This window comes from Williamsia sp. (assembly GCF_036566845.1).
GTDB lineage: Bacteria > Actinomycetota > Actinomycetes > Mycobacteriales > Mycobacteriaceae > Williamsia.
Genome location: NZ_DATCVM010000097.1, coordinates 30,319 through 47,696, shown reverse-complemented (window position 1 = coordinate 47,696; position 17,378 = coordinate 30,319). Strand labels below are relative to the sequence as shown.

Below are 17,378 nucleotides of genomic sequence, written 5' to 3'. Positions count from 1 at the left end.
TCTTTCTGCGCCGCACCCAGCGGTTCAACTCGTCGCGTTCAGCTTGGGTCAGATCCAGCGGCGCCTTCGGCCGACCAGTGCGTGCCATGAACCAATTCTACAATTAAACAAGATATTTCAGGCGCAGGACACTAGTGAGGTCATGGTTCCACGGTACCGGTGGCGGGCCCGGTGAAGTAGTGACTTCGGATGTCTCAGGCGATCTGGCCGGCGATGTACGAGGCCACCATCATCACCGTCGCATGCGGTCCGCTCGACCCCGCGGACGGCAGAATCGAAGCATCGAGGACCCGTAACCCCGGCACCGCGATGACCGCGCCGAGCCAATCCGTGTCAGCTCCCATCGGGAGGGTCCCCCACGCATGTTGGGAGGTGCGCACCACCGGGTCGATCACGGCGCCACCGCCGCCGTGGTCGACCAGTTCCGCGAACCGCGGACCGTCGAGCATCTGCCGGACACGCTCGGTCCACACCGTCAGTTTCGCGCTGTCGGATCGGCTCACCTCGCCCAGGTCGACAACCAGCCCGCTGGTGAGGTCCCAGTCGATCGATCCTGGAACCTCGGGGTGCATCAACGCCACACCCATTGCCGGTCCGGTCGCCGGCACCCCGGGGACGAAATCAGCGAAATCGCCGTTGTAGCAGCGCACTTCGATGCCATCTTCGGTATGCAGCACCGACTGCAGCAGCGCCTCCGCGGCCGGGACCGGGTGCGGGGTCGGCGTGAACCGGACGAGCACCTCCCGATGCTCCCAGACACCGACGCGCTGTGCGCCGACGATGCCGGACCGGGCCATGAGCCGCGCGGTACCCAACGTGCCGGCGCAGAGGATCACCTCGTCGGCCGCGATGACCTGCTCGCCGACCACCACCGCCGTGACCCGGTCGCCGGCGCGCCGCAGTCCGATCACCTCGGAGTCCGAACGGAACTCGAGGTTGGGCCGCCCCGCGATATCGGCGGCGATCGATGCCGCGGCGGTCCGGCGAAGCCCACCATCACGGTTCGATCGAACGCGAACCACACCCACGTCCGGCCAGGGCGCCGCAGCATCACCGAAACCCAGATCGTGCCAATGATTTTCGAAGGCCCGCGCATACCCGTGGAGTTCGTCATCGGCAAAGGCGCTCACATGCATGCTGCCACCACCCGCGGCGCCGCCGTCGAGCCGGTCGTAGGTGGCCGCGATCTCCGGTTTCGGCCAGGGCCATCCCACAAGATCTGACTCGTGCCAGCGCATGAAATACCCGCCGTTCACGGCCGACGATCCACCGAGTCCCCGTCCGCGGGGCAGGTCGAAACCCTGGCGGCTCGGATAGTGGACTGCGCGCTGCGATCCCGCCTCAACAGGCAATCGATCGAGCCGCAACGTGGCCACAGAGGGCCTGCCACCCCCCGCTTCGAGCCACAGCACCCGGCGACCGGGATCTCGCGAGAGGCGTTCGGCCACCACACATCCGCTACTACCGGCACCGACGAGGATCACGTCCGCGCCGCCCGGGTCCGATCGAGATCGCCCGGCGGGAGTCGCGCTCACCCGACGGCGCTGGGTGCGCCCTGCGGTCGTGGCGAAGGGACGGCCGAATTCCCGATCTGCGGATACAGCGCGTCCATGCTGCGCCCGGTCAGTGCTCCCTGCCAGAGCCCGGTTCCGTAGGCGAGGTCGTCCAGACGTTTGAGAACCATGAACCGCCACCAACCGACCCTGGCTCCCGGTTCCGGGTTCACCAGTTCGAGGCGCACCCATTCGTATGCGGCCTCCCCCACCGCCACCGCGAGGAGCAACGTCCGGAATCGCTTGGACACCAAGGCGAGCAGGAACGACAGCGGCCAGTAGTGCCGGCACATCGCCGACGCGGACTGCAGGAGTCCGAAGCCAACCGACTGCGCGGTCAGCTTGGCGGCCATCCGGGCCGCATCGGGCAACGACGACACCCGGCGGTGCAGGCGCCCGCCGACCACACCGAAGACGGCCAGTGCCACCAGCACGCCCCAGCCGGTGCCGGTCACCAACGCAGCCATCGCCGCGGCCATCGGCACGGTCAATGCCAGCGGAGCCGCCATCCCGGGATGGCGCCCGGACAGCAGTGCCGCGCCGGTGCCGTAGTAGCGCTTGCGATCGAGGCTGGTCGAGAGCCGCTGCCGGTGATCATGCGCCACAGTGGCCACCGGGTCGTACCGCAGCGCCCAGCCCCGCTGATGGATTCGCCAGCACAGGTCAACGTCCTCGGCGACCTCCATCGCCTCGTCGAAGCCGTCAAAACAGCTGCGCCGCATGACCATCGCCGCACTGGGCACGTACGGAATACGTGATCGGGGCGCAACCGGACCTTCGCGCCAGCCCATGTCGAGTGATGAGCACAGTGCCTCGTACCGCGACATCGCGCCACCGCCGGACTCGAGTGCCACGATCCGCGGGGCCACCAACGCCACCTTGGGGTCGGAGAAGTGGCCGAGGAGCTTGGTCAGCCAATCGTGCTCCGGAACCACATCCGAGTCGAGGAATGCCACCAACTCGGTGTCGGACTCGGCGGCACCGCGGTTACGGGCCGCGGCCGGGCCGCAGCTCGTCTCATTGCGCAGCACTGTGGCGCGTGGCGCCGTGATGGGCACCGCGGATCCGTCGTCCACCACGATCACCTTGTGACCTTCGAGCACCGACATCAGCCGATCGATGCCGGACTGGTTGTCTCGCACCGGGATAACCACGGTGACCGTGGAGTCGGCAGGCCCGAACATCGGCCGCGGATGTCCCACGCCGGCATCGAGGAGTTTGCGGGCCAGCCGCGAGGTGAGCTGATCACGGACCGTCAGGCGACCGTCCGCATCGAGCAGGTTGCCGGCGACCTCGGACAGGTTCAGCAACCGCAACGGTGAACCACCGACGATATGGCGCCGGTCGGATGACACCGTGCAGTGCGAATCGATCTGTACCTGGAATCCGACCGGCGGGAACTGGACAGCCGGATCCACCGACGCGGCGATCACACGCTCGTCCGTGGGTTTGTCCTGCTCCGAGATCATCGCAGCATTCCGTTCGCATCGGCCTGCCACAGCTCGAGAGCTTCGGAGAGTCTCGCGGCCATCTCGTTCAACATACGCCTTCCATCGGCCGCCGAAGCCGCCATCGGGTCGCCGAGCACCCCATTGTCACTCACTGCGGCCACACCCCCGGCACGCATCGGCGCCATCAGCTCCGAGACCGGGGCCACATTCCCCGGAACCATCTCGTCCGACCGGACGACAAGCGGCGAAATGTGAAGCAGTAGCGATGTTTCGGTGTGGCCCGCGTGTGCATCGCCACCGGCCGTGGCGCAGGGAAACCAAGCGACGTCACGTCCTTCCGAACGTAGCTGTGTCACCGCGGACACCAGAGTCCGACCGTTGCCGCCGTGACCGTTGACGAACAGCACCCGCCGAGCCCAGCGGCAAGCACTTCGACCGTACTCGACCAGCACCGAATGCAGAACCTCCTGGCCGATCGAGATCGTGCCGGGAAAGCCCTCGTGTTCACCGGCGGCGCCGTAGTTGAGGGCGGGGGCGAGCAGGACGTCGCGATCGTCGCCGCCCGAGAGCTCGGCGTCGCCGGATCCCACCGCCGTCTGCGCCACCGCCACCGCGATCCGGACGTCGGTGTCGAGTGGCAGGTGTGGTCCGTGTTGTTCGATGGAACCCAATGGGACGATAACCGTTGCAGATCGCTCGTCCAGCTCGGTCCAGCTCCGGAACCCGAGCTCGCCCGCCGGTGTCATTCCGACCATGTTAGTCCGTATCGGGCAACCCTTGAAGGGTTTGCCGCCCGAGCAATCGCTCGGTACCTGGTTTACTGGGACACCGACAGTGCCCGGTTGCCAGACATACGCCCGGCACCGGGCACAAGACCATTCAACGATGAGGGGCAGCGAATGACCAAGAACGGGCCGCTGAGCGGGACACGGGTGATCGAGTTCGCAGGGATCGGGCCGGGCCCACATGCGGCGATGATGCTCGGTGATCTGGGCGCCGACATCGTGCGCATCGAACGCGCGGGCAAGCTTCCCGCCGAAGGTCAGGTCGCCGATCAGCTCTTGCGCAACCGGACCATCGTCGAGGCGAACCTCAAGGACCCCGTCGACAAAGAGGCGATCATGAACCTGATTGCCAAGGCCGACGTGGTCATCGAGGGCTTCCGTCCCGGCGTGACCGAGCGCCTGGGATTCGGGCCCGAGGACGTCGCGAAGGTCAACCCGCGGATCGTCTACGGCCGGATGACCGGCTGGGGCCAGGACGGGCCGCTGTCCGAGGTCGCGGGCCACGACATCAATTACATTTCGCTGACCGGCATGCTGCACGCCGTGGGCCGTGCGAACGAGGTTCCCACCCCTCCGCTGAACCTCTTCGGTGATTTCGGTGGCGGATCGATGTTCCTGGTGCAGGGCATCCTGGCGGCGCTGCTGGAGCGCGCGAAGTCCGGCAAGGGCCAGACCATCGACGCCGCAATGGTTGACGGCGTCTCCGTGCTCGGCCAGATGATGTGGGCCTGGCGCGGTACCGGCTTCTGGGGCGACCAGCGCGGCAGCAATCTCCTCGACACCGGCGCACCCTTCTACGAGGTCTACGAGACCGCCGACGGCAAGTACTTCGCCGTGGGTGCCATCGAGCCCCAGTTCTATGCGCTCCTGATCGAGGGCATGGGTCTGTCCGGCGACACCACGCTGCCCCACCAGCTCGACACGTCGCAGTGGCCCGCGATGAAGGTGCGGTTCGCGGAGGTGTTCAAGTCCAAGACCCGCGACGAGTGGACCGCGATCTTCGACGGCACCGACGCCTGTGCCTCACCCGTCCTGGACTGGGACGAGGCCACCGAGAACAAGCACCTCGTGGCCCGCCGCACCCTCATCGAGGTCGACGGTGTCACACAACCCGCTGTGGCCCCGCGCTTTTCGCGGTCGGTCCCCGACACGCCGGTCGCCCCGGCCCGCACCGCGACCGACCCGGCCACCCTCTGGCTCGACTGACAACCGGCAAACGCTCCACCTGTGCGAAGACGCTCCACGTATACGTGGAGCGTCTTCGTATTTGTGGAGCGTTTGGTTGGCGGTAACCGGGGCGCAGCACTAGACCTTGGTGGCGCCCATGTCGACCTCGATCGACGACGCGGTGATGAACTTGGCTTTCTTCGAGCACAGGAACATCACCGACTCGGTGATGTCGGCGGACTTGGCCATCCCCGAGAGGATCGGCTCGAAATGCGCTTTGTACTGCGGCATCTCGAAGACCGCCAGCGCATCGGTGTCCTCGATGCACATCGGGGTGTCGACCCCGTAGGGGTGCACGGTGTTGACCCGGATCCGGTGCTGCCCCAGCTCTTTGGCCGTGGTGTGCGCCAAACCGACCAGCGCGTGCTTGGACGCCGAATATGAGGCCTGCATCGGCATCGACTTGATCCCGGCCACCGAGGAGATGATCACGATCGATCCGCCGTTGCCGGCCTCGATCATCGCCGGGATGGTTGCCTTGAGGGTCTTCCAGGTGCCGTTCACGTTGATGTCGATGACGTCGGTGAACTGACTCTCACTGAGGTCTGCAACGCCACCCCAGGTGAGCACACCGGCGTTGGCGATCACGTGGTCGAGGCGTCCGAACTGGGCCACCCCGTCGGCCACGAGCTGTTGCTGGGCAACAAGATCGCGGGTGTCCGCCTGCCGCGCCAGGATGCTGCCGCCGGCCGCTTTCACCAGCCGGACCGTCTCCTCGAGGTCCTCGGCAGTGGCGGCCGGATAGCCGGTGGCGGTGACCGACCGGCAGACATCGAGCCCGATGACTGCCGCACCCTCCTCTGCGAAGCGAATCGCATGGCTGCGGCCCTGCCCGCGGGCGATACCCGTGATGTAGACGACCTTGCCGTCGAAATCTCCCATGAACGAACTGTAACGTGTTCTAGTCTTGTTGCCCAGTAAGTCCGCGAAACACAAGACCGCCCGCCCCGGCCACGCCCCCGAGGGGCCGGCCGGGACGGGCGGTGTGTTCGCCGAGGCTATGCGGTGGTCTCGCCGAACCGCTTCTCGAAGCCCTCGGGGATGATGATGTCGTCCCGGGTGAGGTCGTGAACGCTCTTGCGTCCCAGACCGATCAGCGCCGAATCGATGCCGCCGCGCAGGATGTCGAGGACGTTCTCGACACCGGTCTGGCCGTTGGCCGCCAGACCCCAGAGGTACGCGCGACCGATCATGACGGCGTCGGCGCCGAGCGCCAGCGCCTTGACCACGTCGCTGCCACGCCGGATACCGCCGTCGAGCAGCACCTCGATGTCGCCACCGACGGCGTCGGCGATCGGTCCGAGCATCCGGATGGTGGCCGGGGTGCCATCGAGGTTGTTGCCACCGTGATTGGAGACCGAGATCGCGGTGGCACCGATGTCCACCGCCCGCTTCGCGTCATCGAGACGCGTGATGCCCTTGACCATGAAGGGGCCACCCCATTCCTTGCGGAGCCACTCCAGGTCTTCCCAGGACGGCGGTGCGGTCTGCATCCACTGCCCGTACGCCCCGAAGAACGTCGGCCCCTGCTCGCCCTTGTCAACGACGTTGGGAGCAGTGAGATCCGGGATGTTGATCTTGCCCTTGTTGAACCAGTCCCACGCGTACTTGGGCCGGACCGCGATTTCCGGTGCCAGTTTGAGCAGCGCTTTGAAGTCGACCTTCTCCGGGATCTCCGGGCTGCCCCAGTCACGTCCCATCGAGAACGACCAGTCAGTGGTCACAATCAGGCCCTTCGCGCCGGCCTCGCGGGCCCGCTCGGCACGCTTGAGGATGTCCTCGCGGGAGTTGAGCCAGTAGGCCTGGAAGAAGATCTTGTCGTTGACCGCAGTGACCTCCTCGATGGGTTTGCTGGCAAAACTCGACAGCCCCATGGCGGTGCCTCGTGCCGCCGCAGCACGCGCGACGGCGACCTCACCTTCGGGATCCACCGCCTGCACACCGGTCGGCGAGATGAGGACGGGCAGCGAAATGTCTTGCCCCATGATCGATGTCGACAGCGCACGTTCGGCCTGCGCGCCGACCACGTGGGGCGCGAAACCCAGTTCGGAGAAGGCATCGACGTTGTCAGCGAGGGTGATGCCCTTTTCGCTACCCGCGATCAACGAGGAATACACCGACTTCGGCAGCCGCTTCTTTGCCCGGCGCTGGGCTTCGAGCACCGTCTCGAACCAGGGGTTCATACTTCATCCTTTGCTCACCCGGCTGCACTGCCGGGGGTTCTTCTTTTGGGGTTGTCGAGTAGGCCGGCCGGAGTGTGAATCACTCCGGCCCGCCTACTTGGCCGCCGGGGTTGGATCCCCGCAGCCTTGTCAGCTGCTGGGCGCGAACCCGGCCAAGGGATTCTCGTCGCAGTCGCGCGACGGAGGCCTGGTCATCAAGGTCAGCGGAACACCGCGTGAATGGTCCTTGTTGGCCGAGGGCACCGTGCGTTCATCGGCGAGCAGGGATTCACCGAAGCCCTGCACACATTCGGGATCGGGGCCGGCCAGCGGAAGTCCAGTGAAGAACTTGGCCGCCATGCAGCCGCCACGGCAGGCGTCGAAGTGCTGGCACTTGGTGCAGGCGCCGGCGTTCTGCGGTTCACGAAGCTCGAGGAACAGATCCGACTCTTGCCAGATCGTCTTGAATCCACCGTCCGACAAAATGTTTCCGGCGAGGAAGTTCTCGTGGATCGCGAACGGGCAGGCGTAGACGTCACCGACCGGATCGATCAGGCAGACAACACGGCCCGCTCCGCACAGGTTCAGCCCGGGGAGGGCGCCCTGTCCTGTTTCGGCGAACGCCGACAGGTGGAAGAACGAGTCACCGGTCAGGACACGGTCTCCGTGTTCGACCAACCAGTTGTAGAGGTCGCGCTGCTGTTCCGGCAGCGGGTGCAGGTCATCCCACACGTCCGCGCCACGACCGGACGGACGCAGGCGGGTGATGCGCAATGTGGCGCCGTATTTATCTGCCAGTGCTTTGAACTCGTCGAGCTGGGTCACGTTCTGACGGGTGACGACAACGCTGATCTTGGCGTCGGCGAAGCCGGCCTCGTGCAGGTTCTCGAGGGCCTTGATGGCCATCGCGTAGGAACCGGGTCCGCGCACCTCGTCATTGACTTCGGCGGTCGCACCGTCGAGCGAGATCTGCACGTCGACGTAGTCGCTGGCAGCGAGGCGCTCCGCCACCTTCTTGTCGATCTTCAGGCCGTTGGTCGAAAACTTCACGCCCACTTGATGATCCGTCGCGTAGTCGACGAGTTCCCAGAAATCCGGGCGGACCGTCGGCTCACCGCCGCCGATGTTCACGTAGAAGACCTGCATCCGCTGCAGTTCGTCGATGATCGCCTTGCACTGTTCGGTGTCGAGTTCGCGCGGATCGCGCTTACCCGAGCTGGACAGGCAGTGCACACACGACAGGTTGCAGGCGTAGGTCAGTTCCCACGTCAGGCAGATCGGGGCGTCGAGGCCTTTCTCGAATTGATCGACCAGGCGGCCGACCGGCTGACGAGGCGCTGCGGGGCGCTCCAAAGTGGAAGTCATGGGGGTCTCCTACAAGGGGATACAGGGGGCGTGGGCTGACGCCTGATGTGGAGGTTCGGACGCCGAGGGCAGCGGCGCCGAACATCACACCGAACTCAGGTTCTTGGGACGATCATTCCCGAAGTCGCCAGCGCGGCAAGCGCATTGACGTACAACGAGCGGTCACTGTCGGTGATTCCGGCAGCAGCCAGAGCATCACCTGCGTTGTCGTGGTCACCGAGCGACTGCACCACTTCGACCACTGTCAGATTCTTGAGAAACGACAGCTTACGAGTGCCGAAGTGGTACAGCAGCGCGCCGAACGGTTCGGGTCGCAGGGCGACCGAAGAGTTCAGAACCCACGCTTGGTCTACGTCAAACGTCACGGCGCCAGAAGACGAAGCTCGACCATCGCTCTGCTCCACCGGAGATCGACCAGTTGTGGGGGCGGACATGTCAGTAGACGCCGCACATGCCGTCGATCGACACCTCTTCGACCAGCGATTCCGAGACGAGATCCGTCTCTGCGTTGGTGCTGTCGGCTGACACGGAAGGATTCTGGGCTGTCATCTGGATTACCTCCTGTTGTTTGTGTGAGCACCACCATAATGGCACTGAGTGCATTAATGCCAGCCTTCGGTCACATCTCTTTGAGAGATCCGTCGAATCTGACCAAACGGACAGGTACAACACACCCAGTTCTCGACCGATGAGATCCTTCATGATCTCGGTCGTCCACCACTTCGCCTTGGCCGCGTCCACCGCCGTGAGCTCACCGTCGACCACGGCCCGTAAGAAGCGGTCCACATATTACCCCTGCAGAACAGTCGAGCGCGGGGGGTGACACAGTCGATTCGACCCCCGAGAGGAGTTCCATCCGTGCAGACGACGACACCGCCCCAGCCCAAGCAGGTCGAGTTCACCGGGTCCGGCGGCATCAAACTGGTCGCAGACCACTGGTCCCCCGCTCCGACTGACAGCGCGGTCGGGAGCGCGCCGGGCACGCCATCGCCACGGATCGTCCTGCTCATGCACGGTGGCGGCCAGACCCGGTTCTCATGGAAGAACACCGGAGCACTGCTGGCCGCCCACGGCCACGAGGTGGTCTCCCTCGACACCCGCGGACACGGTGAGAGTGATTGGGCACTCGACGGAGATTACAGCGCCACCGCCCTACAGGCCGACGGACTCGGGGTGCTGGAGCAGTTGCCCGCCGTGACCGGACGACACCTTCCGGTCACCGTCGTCGGCGCCAGCCTCGGTGGACTGACGGGCATCGGAATGGCGGCACTGGCACCGCCGAACACGGTCGACCGGCTCATTCTCGTCGATGTGGTGCCCCGACCGGAAGAGCGTGGCACGACGCGAATCCGAGATTTCATGGCGTCCGGCGGTGACGGCTTCGACGATCTCGACCAAGCGGCCGCAGCGATTTCCGAGTACCTGCCCCACCGCCCGTCGACCGGGGCTACCGAAGGTCTCAAGCGAAACCTTCGCCGCCGTGAAGACGGCCGGTGGTACTGGCATTGGGATCCCGCATTCCTGAACGCCGCCGACGGCTCCGTCGTGCTGCCCAGCGACATGTTCGAGAAGCAGGCAGTGGGACTGACCATCCCGATCCAGTTGATCCGCGGCCGGCTCTCCGATGTGGTGAGCAAGGAATCGGTGGACGCATTCCGCGAGCTCATCCCCGACCTCGAGGTGACCGAACTCACCGGCGCCGGGCATACCGCGGCCGGCGACAGCAACGACGCCTTCACGTCTGCGGTGATCGACTTCATCGACCGATGACGAACTACCATGGATCTCCCATGCAAGATGCTGGTCAGGCGAACGGAGATGATGCGTTGATCAACACATCACGGTTGCCGTGACCGCCCCCATCGGCCGCCGTCCGACGACCACCAAGTCGAAGATCACCGACGCGGCCATCGACCTGTTCACCGAGGCCGGATTCGACGAGACCAGTGTCGACGACGTTGCCGCGGCGGCGGGCATCGCGCGGCGCACACTGTTCAGGTACTACCCGTCCAAGAACGCCATCGCCTGGGGTGACTTCGACGAGCACCTCCACGACATGCGTCGCCTGCTGGCCGAGGTGCCTTCGGACATGCCCGTGTCCGAAGCCCTGCGCAAAGCCCTGCTGGCATTCAACCGTGTTCCCGCCGACTACCGCGATCACCACCGCAAGAGGATGCGACTGCTGCTGGGTGTCCCTGCACTGCAGGCACATTCGATGTTGATGTACACCGGCTGGCGAGACGTTGTCGCCGAGTTCGTGGCCGCCCGCACCGGGACGCGGCCCAGCGATCACCTTCCTCAGACAGTGGCCTGGAGCTTGCTGGCCACCGCGCTGGCCGCCTACGAACAGTGGCTCGCCGACCCCGCGTCCGACCTCGACGAACTACTGACGCGTGGAACGCGCGTGTTGAGCGACGGCCTCAACAGTGCGTTGGGGTCGATCTCGGCAACTGCTAATCTAAACTAGAACGTGTTCTCGTTTTGCGGCTCGAGAATCGTGGACCTGAGGAGGTACGCCGGTGACAGTCACCCCACACAGCACCCGCACTGTTGTGCTGACCGTGGCCGAGGTCGTCGACGAGACGAGTGACGCCAAGTCGCTGGTCTTCGACGTCCCGGATGATGCCGCCGACCGGTTCGACTACCTGCCCGGGCAGTTCCTGACCCTCCGGATCCCGAGCGAGCAGACCGGGTCGGTGGCCCGCTGCTACTCCCTGTCGTCGTCTCCGTTCGGCGAAGAGAAGCCCAAGGTGACCGTCAAACGGACGGCCGAAGGCTACGGATCGAACTGGATCTGCGACCACGTCACCGCCGGTGACCAGATCGAGGTCCTCCCCCCGTCCGGAGTGTTCACACCGACCGACCTCGACGCACCGATCCTGCTGCTGGGTGCCGGCAGCGGCATCACCCCGGTGATGTCGATCCTCAAATCCGCACTCGCCAAGGGCAGCGGCCGATTGGTCCTCGTCTACGCCAATCGCGGCGAGAACGATGTGATCTTCGGGTCCGAACTGAAAGACCTCCAGCACCGATACCCGCAGCGGCTCACCGTCGTCCACTGGCTCGAATCCGTTCAGGGTCTGCCGTCCGCCGAAAAACTCGCGACCCTGCTCCGCCCGTTCAAGGCCTATCACGCTTACATGTGCGGCCCGGGGCCGTTCATGGACGCCGTACACAAAGCCCTTGCCGCAGTGGAGATGTCGCACCACCAAGTGCATGCCGAGGTCTTCACCTCACTGTCGGGCGACCCGTTCGAGGACATCGCGCCCGCGGAACTCACCGACGAGCAGCTCGCCGACGCCGCCTCCGTCGACGTCGAACTCGACGGCGAAGTCCACCAGTTGTCGTGGCCCAAGAGCCAGACGCTGGTCGACATCATGCTCACCGCGGGTCTCGACGTGCCGTACTCGTGCCGCGAGGGCGAGTGCGGATCATGTGCCTGCACCCTCACCGAGGGAACCGTCGAGATGGAGCACATCGGAGCCCTCGACGAGGAGGACGTGGCCGACGGCTACATCCTCGGGTGTCAGGCACGGCCGACCTCACCGGTCCTCAAGATCGAGTTCTGACCCGAGTCACCTGAGTCCGCGATAGTGAGCCCGTTGCTCGCGCTCGAGGTGCTCGGTCGCGTAACTCAGTGCGGTGCGGCCCATCTGGGCGGCATGGGCCTCGAGGAAATCGAGGAGCAGCGCCCGGTCCACCCGTTTTCCCATCTCACGCAGCATCCAGCCGACCGCTTTCTGGATGAGGTCGCGGTGGTCGTCGAGGACCCGCGGCGCCAGATCCAGAATCGGCGCGGCGTCGCCGCTCTTGATGAATGCGGCGGTGGCGATGATGGCCACACGCCGGCGCCACAGATCTTCCTCGGCGGCGAGATCGAGCAGAGCGGCGTGGTCACCTCCGACGAGCGACGCACCCAGGATGTACTCGGCGGAGGAGTCCACCAGATCCCAGTTGTTGACCCGTCCGTCGAACACCGCCTGCAGGTAGAAAGCCACCCACGCCTGCCGGTCCTCGGAGGTCTGGGCCTTCTCGAACCCGCTGCGCAACAAGAACAATCCGGTCAGGCGATGTTCGTGAACATCGCTGTCCAGCAGGGTACTGATCCCATCCCGATCCAGACCGCGGAATTCCCTGGCCACCCGGCGTTGCGCCGGGACCGTCACGCCGACAAAGCGGTCGCCCTCACCGTATTGCCCCGGACCGGTCTTGAAGAACCCCGCCGAACTGATCGCGCGCTGCGGGTCACCGAGCGCGTCGATGGCCGCCTTCACCGCCTCGGCGCCGGCCCCTCGGCCGGTTGCGTCACCGGACCTGCGGTTGGGCCGCGCGGCCCCCGGCATCAGCCCAAGAGGTCCGAGATCTGCGTCTCGACAAGCAGTTTGGCGCGCATTTTCATCACCGCTGCCGGCTTGCCCGCGCCTACCACGGCTGTGAATATGCCGTTGCGGCTGTAATAGACCACGAACTTGCCGTCCTCGTCGAGGACCACGTGTACGTCGTCCTCGCCGGACGGATGCCCCAGGGCCTGGATCTTCACCTCGAACTGATCGCTCCAGAAGTACGCAACAGCGGGCCGCGGATTCTCGACGACAACACCGAGGATCGCGCCCGCGACCTTGCTCGCCTGCTCGACGACGTTGTTCCAGTGTTCGACCCGCGACGGCACGCCGGCCGCGTCTTTCCAGTTCGCGACATCACCGAGTGCGTACACGTCGGCGGCGCTGGTCCGGCCTTCGCCGTCGCAGGCGATTCCGCCACCGACGGCACGGTCGGCGAGTTCGATGCCGGAGCCTTCCAGGTAGTCGATCACCGGTGTCGACCCGATGCCCAGCACCACGATGTCGGCGGGCAGCACGGTCCCGTCGGACAACTCGACGCCGGTCACCTTGCCGTTGTCGCCGGACAGCCCGGCCACGCCGATCCCGGTTTTGACCTCGACGCCGCGGTCGATCAGGATGCGGCCGACCATGTTGCCGACCTTCTCGCCCAGCGCCACGGCCATCGGAGCCGGTGCCGGCTCGACCACGGTGACGTCGAGGCCCCTGGTCTTGAGGCTCGCGGCAACCTCACACCCGATGAATCCGGCGCCGACGACCACCGCGCGGGTGGCAGCGTCGATCTCCGAGCGCAACGCGTGGGCGTCGTCGACGGTACGCAGCAGGTGCACTCCGGCCAGGCCCTCGGCGAACGGCAGGCTTCGCGGGTCCAGGCCCGTCGACAGGATCAGGGAGCTGTACGGGATCGTTTCCGATTCGCCGCCGCCGGTGGGCCGCACGGTGACGGTGTGGGCAGCGGTGTCGATGGCGGTGACCTGGGTTCCGGTCCGCAGGTCGATCTTGTTCTCGACGTAGAAGTCGTCCGGTTTGAGGTCTACCCGGTCCTGCTGCCCGACGAGTACGGCCTTGGACAGCGGCGGCCGGTCATAGGGGGCGTAGTCCTCTTTACCGATCAGGATGAGGTCGCCCTCGTAACCCTCGCTGCGGAGGTCATCGACCACCCGCGCACCACCGAGTCCGGCTCCGACAATCACAATTGCAGCGCTCATCGCCGCACCTCGCATCCCGTATTGGAGTTTGATCCGCCCGCGCTAGCCCGGCCCGACAGGTTGCAGCCCGGCAAGCAGCCAATTGCCGTTGACCTTACGCATGTCCGCCCACCTTGTGACAGCCACCACCTGTTGTTGCGGCTGTGCCGTGGGCAACGTGATGTCCTGATTCACGAACACCAACACCTGGGCGCTGGTGTCGTCCATGTCCGCCACCCCCGTGGCAAGGACCTGCGCGGTCATCTGCGCCCCCGACTCGACCGCGGTCGGCAACACGACGCCGGGGCCCTGACTCCGGAACTCCAGCAGCAGCCGTCCGGTGAGCCGATCGCCCACGGACTGCTGTGCGGCGGTATTTGTGTCCGGCCGAAATGTCATCAATGCGGTCACCGCGTCGGCGGTGGCGACCTGCACCTGTTGACGTTGACGGTCGTCGCCGCGCCCGGACTCGGGTGGTCCGATGAACCCGAGAACTGCGATCACGGACAGCACCACCAGCGCCACGACCAGCAATCCGCCGACGATCCGGCGTCGCACCGGCATTGCCCGCAGAGCGGAGACAGTGTTCTTTGGATCTCGGTTCATTGGATCTCGGCTCATTGGATCTCGGCTCATTGGATCTCGGTCCGATCGATGGTCCAGTGGTCGACGGAGTCCTTCATGGTCACGAGCAACGCCACCCGGCTCTGCGACGGATCCGCACCGAGAACGGTTGGATTTGTCCCTTCGGCCACCACCAGCACCTGCGCACTGCCGCCCGCGACCTCACCGACGATCCCCGCGGACAACACCTGCCCGGTGCTCGGGACCCGGAGTTCACCGATCACCTCGACCAGTTGCTCACGCGAGTCCTCCAGTCTCCGGCGTTGCTCGCCGGAGGTGACCGCGATCGCCTGCTCGACGAACTCCTCGGGCGCAGACGGATCGATCGTCAGCATCGCCTCCACCGCCGAACGGGTGTCGGCGAGTACGGTCTGGTCCCGATCGCGGTCGGCTTCGGCGCCGTGATGGGCGACGAGCAGGACCACCGTCAGGACCACCAGGACCAGCGCCACCAGCGCACTGCCAAAGACCATCAGCCACAGGCGGCCTCGACGGCGTTCGGCGCGTGCCTCCAACGCCGGGGCTGCCGCGGCGCGGGCCTGCTTGGCGGCCGCGGCGGCGAGGGCCACGCGCCGGCGCGCCTTGTCGACCCGGTGTGAGGCCGCGGCGGTTGGTTGTTCGCTCACAACACCTCATCCGCCCGGGCGATCTTCCAGTGGCCATCGGTTCGGTCGAGCTGTACGTCGACCACCTTTGTGACGGTGGTGGGCTCGGTATCCGGCACGGTTTCGGTGACGTGTGCGGACACCACCGCCTCCGCTCGGTTCTCCGACACGTCGGAGATACCGGTGTGCACCGGGTTCCACACGATGGACACGCCCGCAGCAGGCTCGGCGTCCAGGACGGCGGAATACTGCCGCGCAAACTCTTCGGTCACCGCCGCTCTGGCCTGTTCCCGATCCTTCTGATCCGGCGTGGAAGAAAACAGTTGGGCCACAAGTGGACCCGCCTGCCGGGCGACCTCGTCCCGATTGTCGGCCAGCTGCTGGTCCCGGGCATGCAGCTGCCAGGATAAGGCCAGCGCCACCGCGCAGATGAGGACCACGAGCACCGCGACGACAGCCGCCACGATCGGCTTACGAAGGCTCATCCGAAGAACTCCAGTGCCGAGATCTTCAGGGAACCGCCATCCGGCACCATTTCCACCTGGACCCGGAACCGCCGTGGCACCGGCTCGTCCGCACCCGCATCGGTGAGATCGCTACGCACCGTGATCGCGGCCGTCACGATCAGTGTCGCCCGGTCGCCGGATCTTGTCGACATGCCCACACCGTCGACGGTGCCCGTTGCCACCGCCCCGATCTGCGTGACGAACTTCGTGTAAGCGTCGACCGACTGGGCGAACTCGTCTTCGAACTCCCCCGTCGCGCCGGCCAGGATCTGCGCCGATCTCTGCTCACGGCCGTCCGGGGTGAGCAGCACCTGAACACGCGCCGCCGCCGCCGCGATGTAGTCGTCGTCGCTGTAGCCGCTGTCGGACTGCGCGTACCGCACTCCCCCCACCACCGCCGCCACGGCCGCGACGACCACGAGCGCAGCAAGGATCAGCAGCCACTTCGGTCGTTTTTCCCGTTCTCGCTCACCGAGTTCGATCTCCATGTCGGCCAACGCGGTGCCGGCGTGGCGCAATTCGGCCTGCGCCGCGGTGTCGGCCTTGATCAGGGCACGATCGGATGCGGGAGCAGCCGTCAGCAGCGTGCGAACTTTGAGCACCGGTTCATCGTAGTGTTGCGCGCGGAGTCTGCGGCCGATCCGCCCAGTTGGCCTGCCGAAGCCTGCCGCCGAGGGTTAAATGACCTTGCATGAGCATCGTTGTCGGGTATCAGCCGGGACACGGCGGCGATGAGGCGCTCGAACTCGGCGCCGGCCTGGCAGTGGCCCTGGCAACCGACCTGGTCCTGGTCACCGCCACCCCCAAGCCCTGGACCACACCGTCGATGGCGCGGGTCGACGCCGAATTCAGCGCCTATTCGAGGCGCTATGGCGACGATGCGGAAGCCGCTGCCCATGTCCATCTGTCGCGACGATTTCCCGGGATCCCGGCGGCATTTCACCAGGTTCGTGAGCGGTCGGTATCGAAGTCGCTGCACAAGATCCTCGGTGAACACGACGCCGACATCCTGGTGCTGGGTACCAGTCACGGTACCGACGACGGCCGAATGTCGTTGGGTGCGACCACGGGCCGCTTCACGCATTCGAGTGCAGTCCCCCTCGCCTTGGCCCCCAAGGGTTACACCTGCACGGGCATCAGCCGCCTCACGTGTGCGTACTCGGGCGACGAGCACGGTGTCGACGTGGTGCTGGCCACCGGCGAGCTCGCCCAGCAGATGTCGGTTCCGTTGCGGGTGGCCACCTTTGGGGTGCGGCCGGCCGACATGTTTCCGCCGGAGGTCGGATTGGACGCCGAACGCACCGTGATGGAGGCCTGGAAGGAACAGATGGCTGCCTCGATGAACGCACTCGTGGCCGACCACATCATCGGTCCTGCCACCACGACCACCATCGGCACCGGTGGCGACTGGGACACCGCATTTGATGCGATCGGGTGGACCGATGGTGACCTGCTCACCATCGGGACCACACCCCGCGATCCGATCAAGCGAGTGTTTCTGGGTTCGCGGGCAGCGAAAATCGTTGCCGCTTCGACCGTTCCGGCAATCGTCTTCCCAGGCTGAGGTGCACAC

Annotated in this window: 19 protein-coding genes; 5 read left to right on the top strand and 14 right to left on the bottom strand. The window is 65.9% G+C overall.

Annotated elements, in window-relative coordinates; genetic code table 11:
* Positions 1-194: 194 nt before the first annotated feature.
* From mftG to mftE, 3 genes are read right to left on the bottom strand one after another with little or no spacing between them, the layout of a single operon-like run.
* Positions 195-1,535: a mycofactocin system GMC family oxidoreductase MftG gene (gene mftG, locus VIQ49_RS08575; RefSeq protein WP_331883206.1), complete on the bottom strand. Its 1,341-nt coding sequence runs from the start codon at positions 1,533-1,535 to the stop codon at positions 195-197.
* Positions 1,532-3,022 (bottom strand): mycofactocin biosynthesis glycosyltransferase MftF, encoded by a 1,491-nt coding sequence (gene mftF, locus VIQ49_RS08570; RefSeq protein WP_331883204.1) that lies wholly within the window; start codon positions 3,020-3,022, stop codon positions 1,532-1,534. The genes mftG and mftF overlap by 4 nt, the downstream gene beginning before the upstream one ends.
* Positions 3,019-3,750 carry a mycofactocin biosynthesis peptidyl-dipeptidase MftE gene (gene mftE, locus VIQ49_RS08565; protein WP_331883201.1) on the bottom strand — a complete coding sequence of 244 codons (732 nt, stop codon included), beginning with the start codon at positions 3,748-3,750 and terminating at the stop codon, positions 3,019-3,021. Before mftE ends, mftF begins: the two co-directional genes overlap by 4 nt.
* A gap of 153 nt (positions 3,751-3,903) precedes the next feature.
* Here mftE and VIQ49_RS08560 point away from each other — a divergent pair, with 153 nt between their 5' ends.
* Positions 3,904-4,995 (top strand): CaiB/BaiF CoA-transferase family protein, encoded by a 1,092-nt coding sequence (locus VIQ49_RS08560; protein ID WP_331883199.1) that lies wholly within the window; start codon positions 3,904-3,906, stop codon positions 4,993-4,995.
* Positions 4,996-5,094: 99 nt separating this feature from the next.
* Here VIQ49_RS08560 and VIQ49_RS08555 read toward each other — a convergent pair whose 3' ends face one another.
* From VIQ49_RS08555 to mftA, 5 genes are all read right to left on the bottom strand, one after another.
* The gene (locus VIQ49_RS08555; RefSeq protein ID WP_331883197.1) at positions 5,095-5,898 is read right to left on the bottom strand and encodes a mycofactocin-coupled SDR family oxidoreductase; all 804 of its coding nucleotides are present in this window, start codon (positions 5,896-5,898) and stop codon (positions 5,095-5,097) included.
* 116 nt (positions 5,899-6,014) lie between these two features.
* Positions 6,015-7,199 carry a pre-mycofactocin synthase MftD gene (mftD, locus tag VIQ49_RS08550; RefSeq protein WP_331883194.1) on the bottom strand — a complete coding sequence of 395 codons (1,185 nt, stop codon included), beginning with the start codon at positions 7,197-7,199 and terminating at the stop codon, positions 6,015-6,017.
* Positions 7,200-7,328: 129 nt separating this feature from the next.
* The gene (gene mftC / locus VIQ49_RS08545) at positions 7,329-8,543 is read right to left on the bottom strand and encodes a mycofactocin radical SAM maturase (protein WP_331883191.1); all 1,215 of its coding nucleotides are present in this window, start codon (positions 8,541-8,543) and stop codon (positions 7,329-7,331) included.
* Positions 8,544-8,638: 95 nt separating this feature from the next.
* Positions 8,639-8,977: a mycofactocin biosynthesis chaperone MftB gene (mftB, locus tag VIQ49_RS08540; protein ID WP_331883188.1), complete on the bottom strand. Its 339-nt coding sequence runs from the start codon at positions 8,975-8,977 to the stop codon at positions 8,639-8,641.
* 1 nt (position 8,978) lies between these two features.
* Complete coding sequence (gene mftA, locus VIQ49_RS08535; protein WP_331883185.1) at positions 8,979-9,092, bottom strand: mycofactocin precursor MftA; 114 nt, start codon at positions 9,090-9,092, stop codon at positions 8,979-8,981.
* A gap of 309 nt (positions 9,093-9,401) precedes the next feature.
* On the opposite strand from mftA, the gene VIQ49_RS08530 reads away from it, so the two are divergent.
* The 3 genes from VIQ49_RS08530 (at position 9,402) to VIQ49_RS08520 (ending at position 12,112) form a co-directional block, all read left to right on the top strand.
* Positions 9,402-10,313 carry an alpha/beta hydrolase gene (locus tag VIQ49_RS08530; RefSeq protein ID WP_331883182.1) on the top strand — a complete coding sequence of 304 codons (912 nt, stop codon included), beginning with the start codon at positions 9,402-9,404 and terminating at the stop codon, positions 10,311-10,313.
* 79 nt (positions 10,314-10,392) lie between these two features.
* A complete protein-coding gene (gene mftR, locus VIQ49_RS08525; RefSeq protein WP_331883180.1) occupies positions 10,393-11,010 on the top strand; it encodes a mycofactocin system transcriptional regulator in 618 nt (205 codons plus the stop codon).
* A gap of 52 nt (positions 11,011-11,062) precedes the next feature.
* On the top strand, positions 11,063-12,112 hold the full coding sequence (locus tag VIQ49_RS08520) for a ferredoxin--NADP reductase (RefSeq protein WP_331883178.1): 1,050 nt from the start codon (positions 11,063-11,065) through the stop codon (positions 12,110-12,112).
* A 6-nt stretch (positions 12,113-12,118) separates the two neighbouring features.
* Here VIQ49_RS08520 and VIQ49_RS08515 read toward each other — a convergent pair whose 3' ends face one another.
* From VIQ49_RS08515 to VIQ49_RS08490, 6 genes are all read right to left on the bottom strand, one after another.
* Positions 12,119-12,817, bottom strand: coding sequence for a DNA alkylation repair protein (locus tag VIQ49_RS08515; protein WP_331883209.1), 699 nt, complete (start codon positions 12,815-12,817; stop codon positions 12,119-12,121).
* A 68-nt stretch (positions 12,818-12,885) separates the two neighbouring features.
* Entirely contained in the window at positions 12,886-14,091 is a 1,206-nt protein-coding gene (locus VIQ49_RS08510) for an NAD(P)/FAD-dependent oxidoreductase (protein ID WP_414731601.1), read from the bottom strand.
* Between the two features lie 42 nt (positions 14,092-14,133).
* Positions 14,134-14,676, bottom strand: a complete 543-nt coding sequence (locus VIQ49_RS08505; RefSeq protein WP_331883174.1) for a hypothetical protein — start codon at positions 14,674-14,676, stop codon at positions 14,134-14,136.
* Between the two features lie 26 nt (positions 14,677-14,702).
* Positions 14,703-15,320 carry a hypothetical protein gene (locus tag VIQ49_RS08500; protein ID WP_331883171.1) on the bottom strand — a complete coding sequence of 206 codons (618 nt, stop codon included), beginning with the start codon at positions 15,318-15,320 and terminating at the stop codon, positions 14,703-14,705.
* Positions 15,317-15,784 carry a hypothetical protein gene (locus VIQ49_RS08495; protein ID WP_331883168.1) on the bottom strand — a complete coding sequence of 156 codons (468 nt, stop codon included), beginning with the start codon at positions 15,782-15,784 and terminating at the stop codon, positions 15,317-15,319. Before VIQ49_RS08495 ends, VIQ49_RS08500 begins: the two co-directional genes overlap by 4 nt.
* Positions 15,781-16,407: a hypothetical protein gene (locus tag VIQ49_RS08490; RefSeq protein WP_331883165.1), complete on the bottom strand. Its 627-nt coding sequence runs from the start codon at positions 16,405-16,407 to the stop codon at positions 15,781-15,783. Before VIQ49_RS08490 ends, VIQ49_RS08495 begins: the two co-directional genes overlap by 4 nt.
* Before the next feature lie 89 nt (positions 16,408-16,496).
* Between VIQ49_RS08490 and VIQ49_RS08485 the strand changes: the two genes are divergently transcribed.
* Positions 16,497-17,369 (top strand): universal stress protein, encoded by an 873-nt coding sequence (locus VIQ49_RS08485; RefSeq protein ID WP_331883162.1) that lies wholly within the window; start codon positions 16,497-16,499, stop codon positions 17,367-17,369.
* The last annotated feature ends 9 nt before the right edge of the window (positions 17,370-17,378 follow it).

Excerpts from the sequence above, each read along its gene's own strand:
- mftF (WP_331883204.1), bottom strand. The coding sequence starts at position 3,022 with ATGATCTCGGAGCAGGACAAACCCACGGACGAGCGTGTGATCGCCGCG.
- mftE (WP_331883201.1), bottom strand. The coding sequence starts at position 3,750 with ATGACACCGGCGGGCGAGCTCGGGTTCCGGAGCTGGACCGAGCTGGAC.
- VIQ49_RS08560 (WP_331883199.1), top strand. The coding sequence starts at position 3,904 with ATGACCAAGAACGGGCCGCTGAGCGGGACACGGGTGATCGAGTTCGCA.
- VIQ49_RS08555 (WP_331883197.1), bottom strand. The coding sequence starts at position 5,898 with ATGGGAGATTTCGACGGCAAGGTCGTCTACATCACGGGTATCGCCCGC.
- mftD (WP_331883194.1), bottom strand. The coding sequence starts at position 7,199 with ATGAACCCCTGGTTCGAGACGGTGCTCGAAGCCCAGCGCCGGGCAAAG.
- mftC (WP_331883191.1), bottom strand. The coding sequence starts at position 8,543 with ATGACTTCCACTTTGGAGCGCCCCGCAGCGCCTCGTCAGCCGGTCGGC.
- mftB (WP_331883188.1), bottom strand. The coding sequence starts at position 8,977 with ATGTCCGCCCCCACAACTGGTCGATCTCCGGTGGAGCAGAGCGATGGT.
- mftA (WP_331883185.1), bottom strand. The coding sequence starts at position 9,092 with ATGACAGCCCAGAATCCTTCCGTGTCAGCCGACAGCACCAACGCAGAG.
- VIQ49_RS08510 (WP_414731601.1), bottom strand. The coding sequence starts at position 14,091 with ATGAGCGCTGCAATTGTGATTGTCGGAGCCGGACTCGGTGGTGCGCGG.
- VIQ49_RS08505 (WP_331883174.1), bottom strand. The coding sequence starts at position 14,676 with ATGAACCGAGATCCAAAGAACACTGTCTCCGCTCTGCGGGCAATGCCG.
- VIQ49_RS08495 (WP_331883168.1), bottom strand. The coding sequence starts at position 15,784 with ATGAGCCTTCGTAAGCCGATCGTGGCGGCTGTCGTCGCGGTGCTCGTG.
- VIQ49_RS08485 (WP_331883162.1), top strand. The coding sequence starts at position 16,497 with ATGAGCATCGTTGTCGGGTATCAGCCGGGACACGGCGGCGATGAGGCG.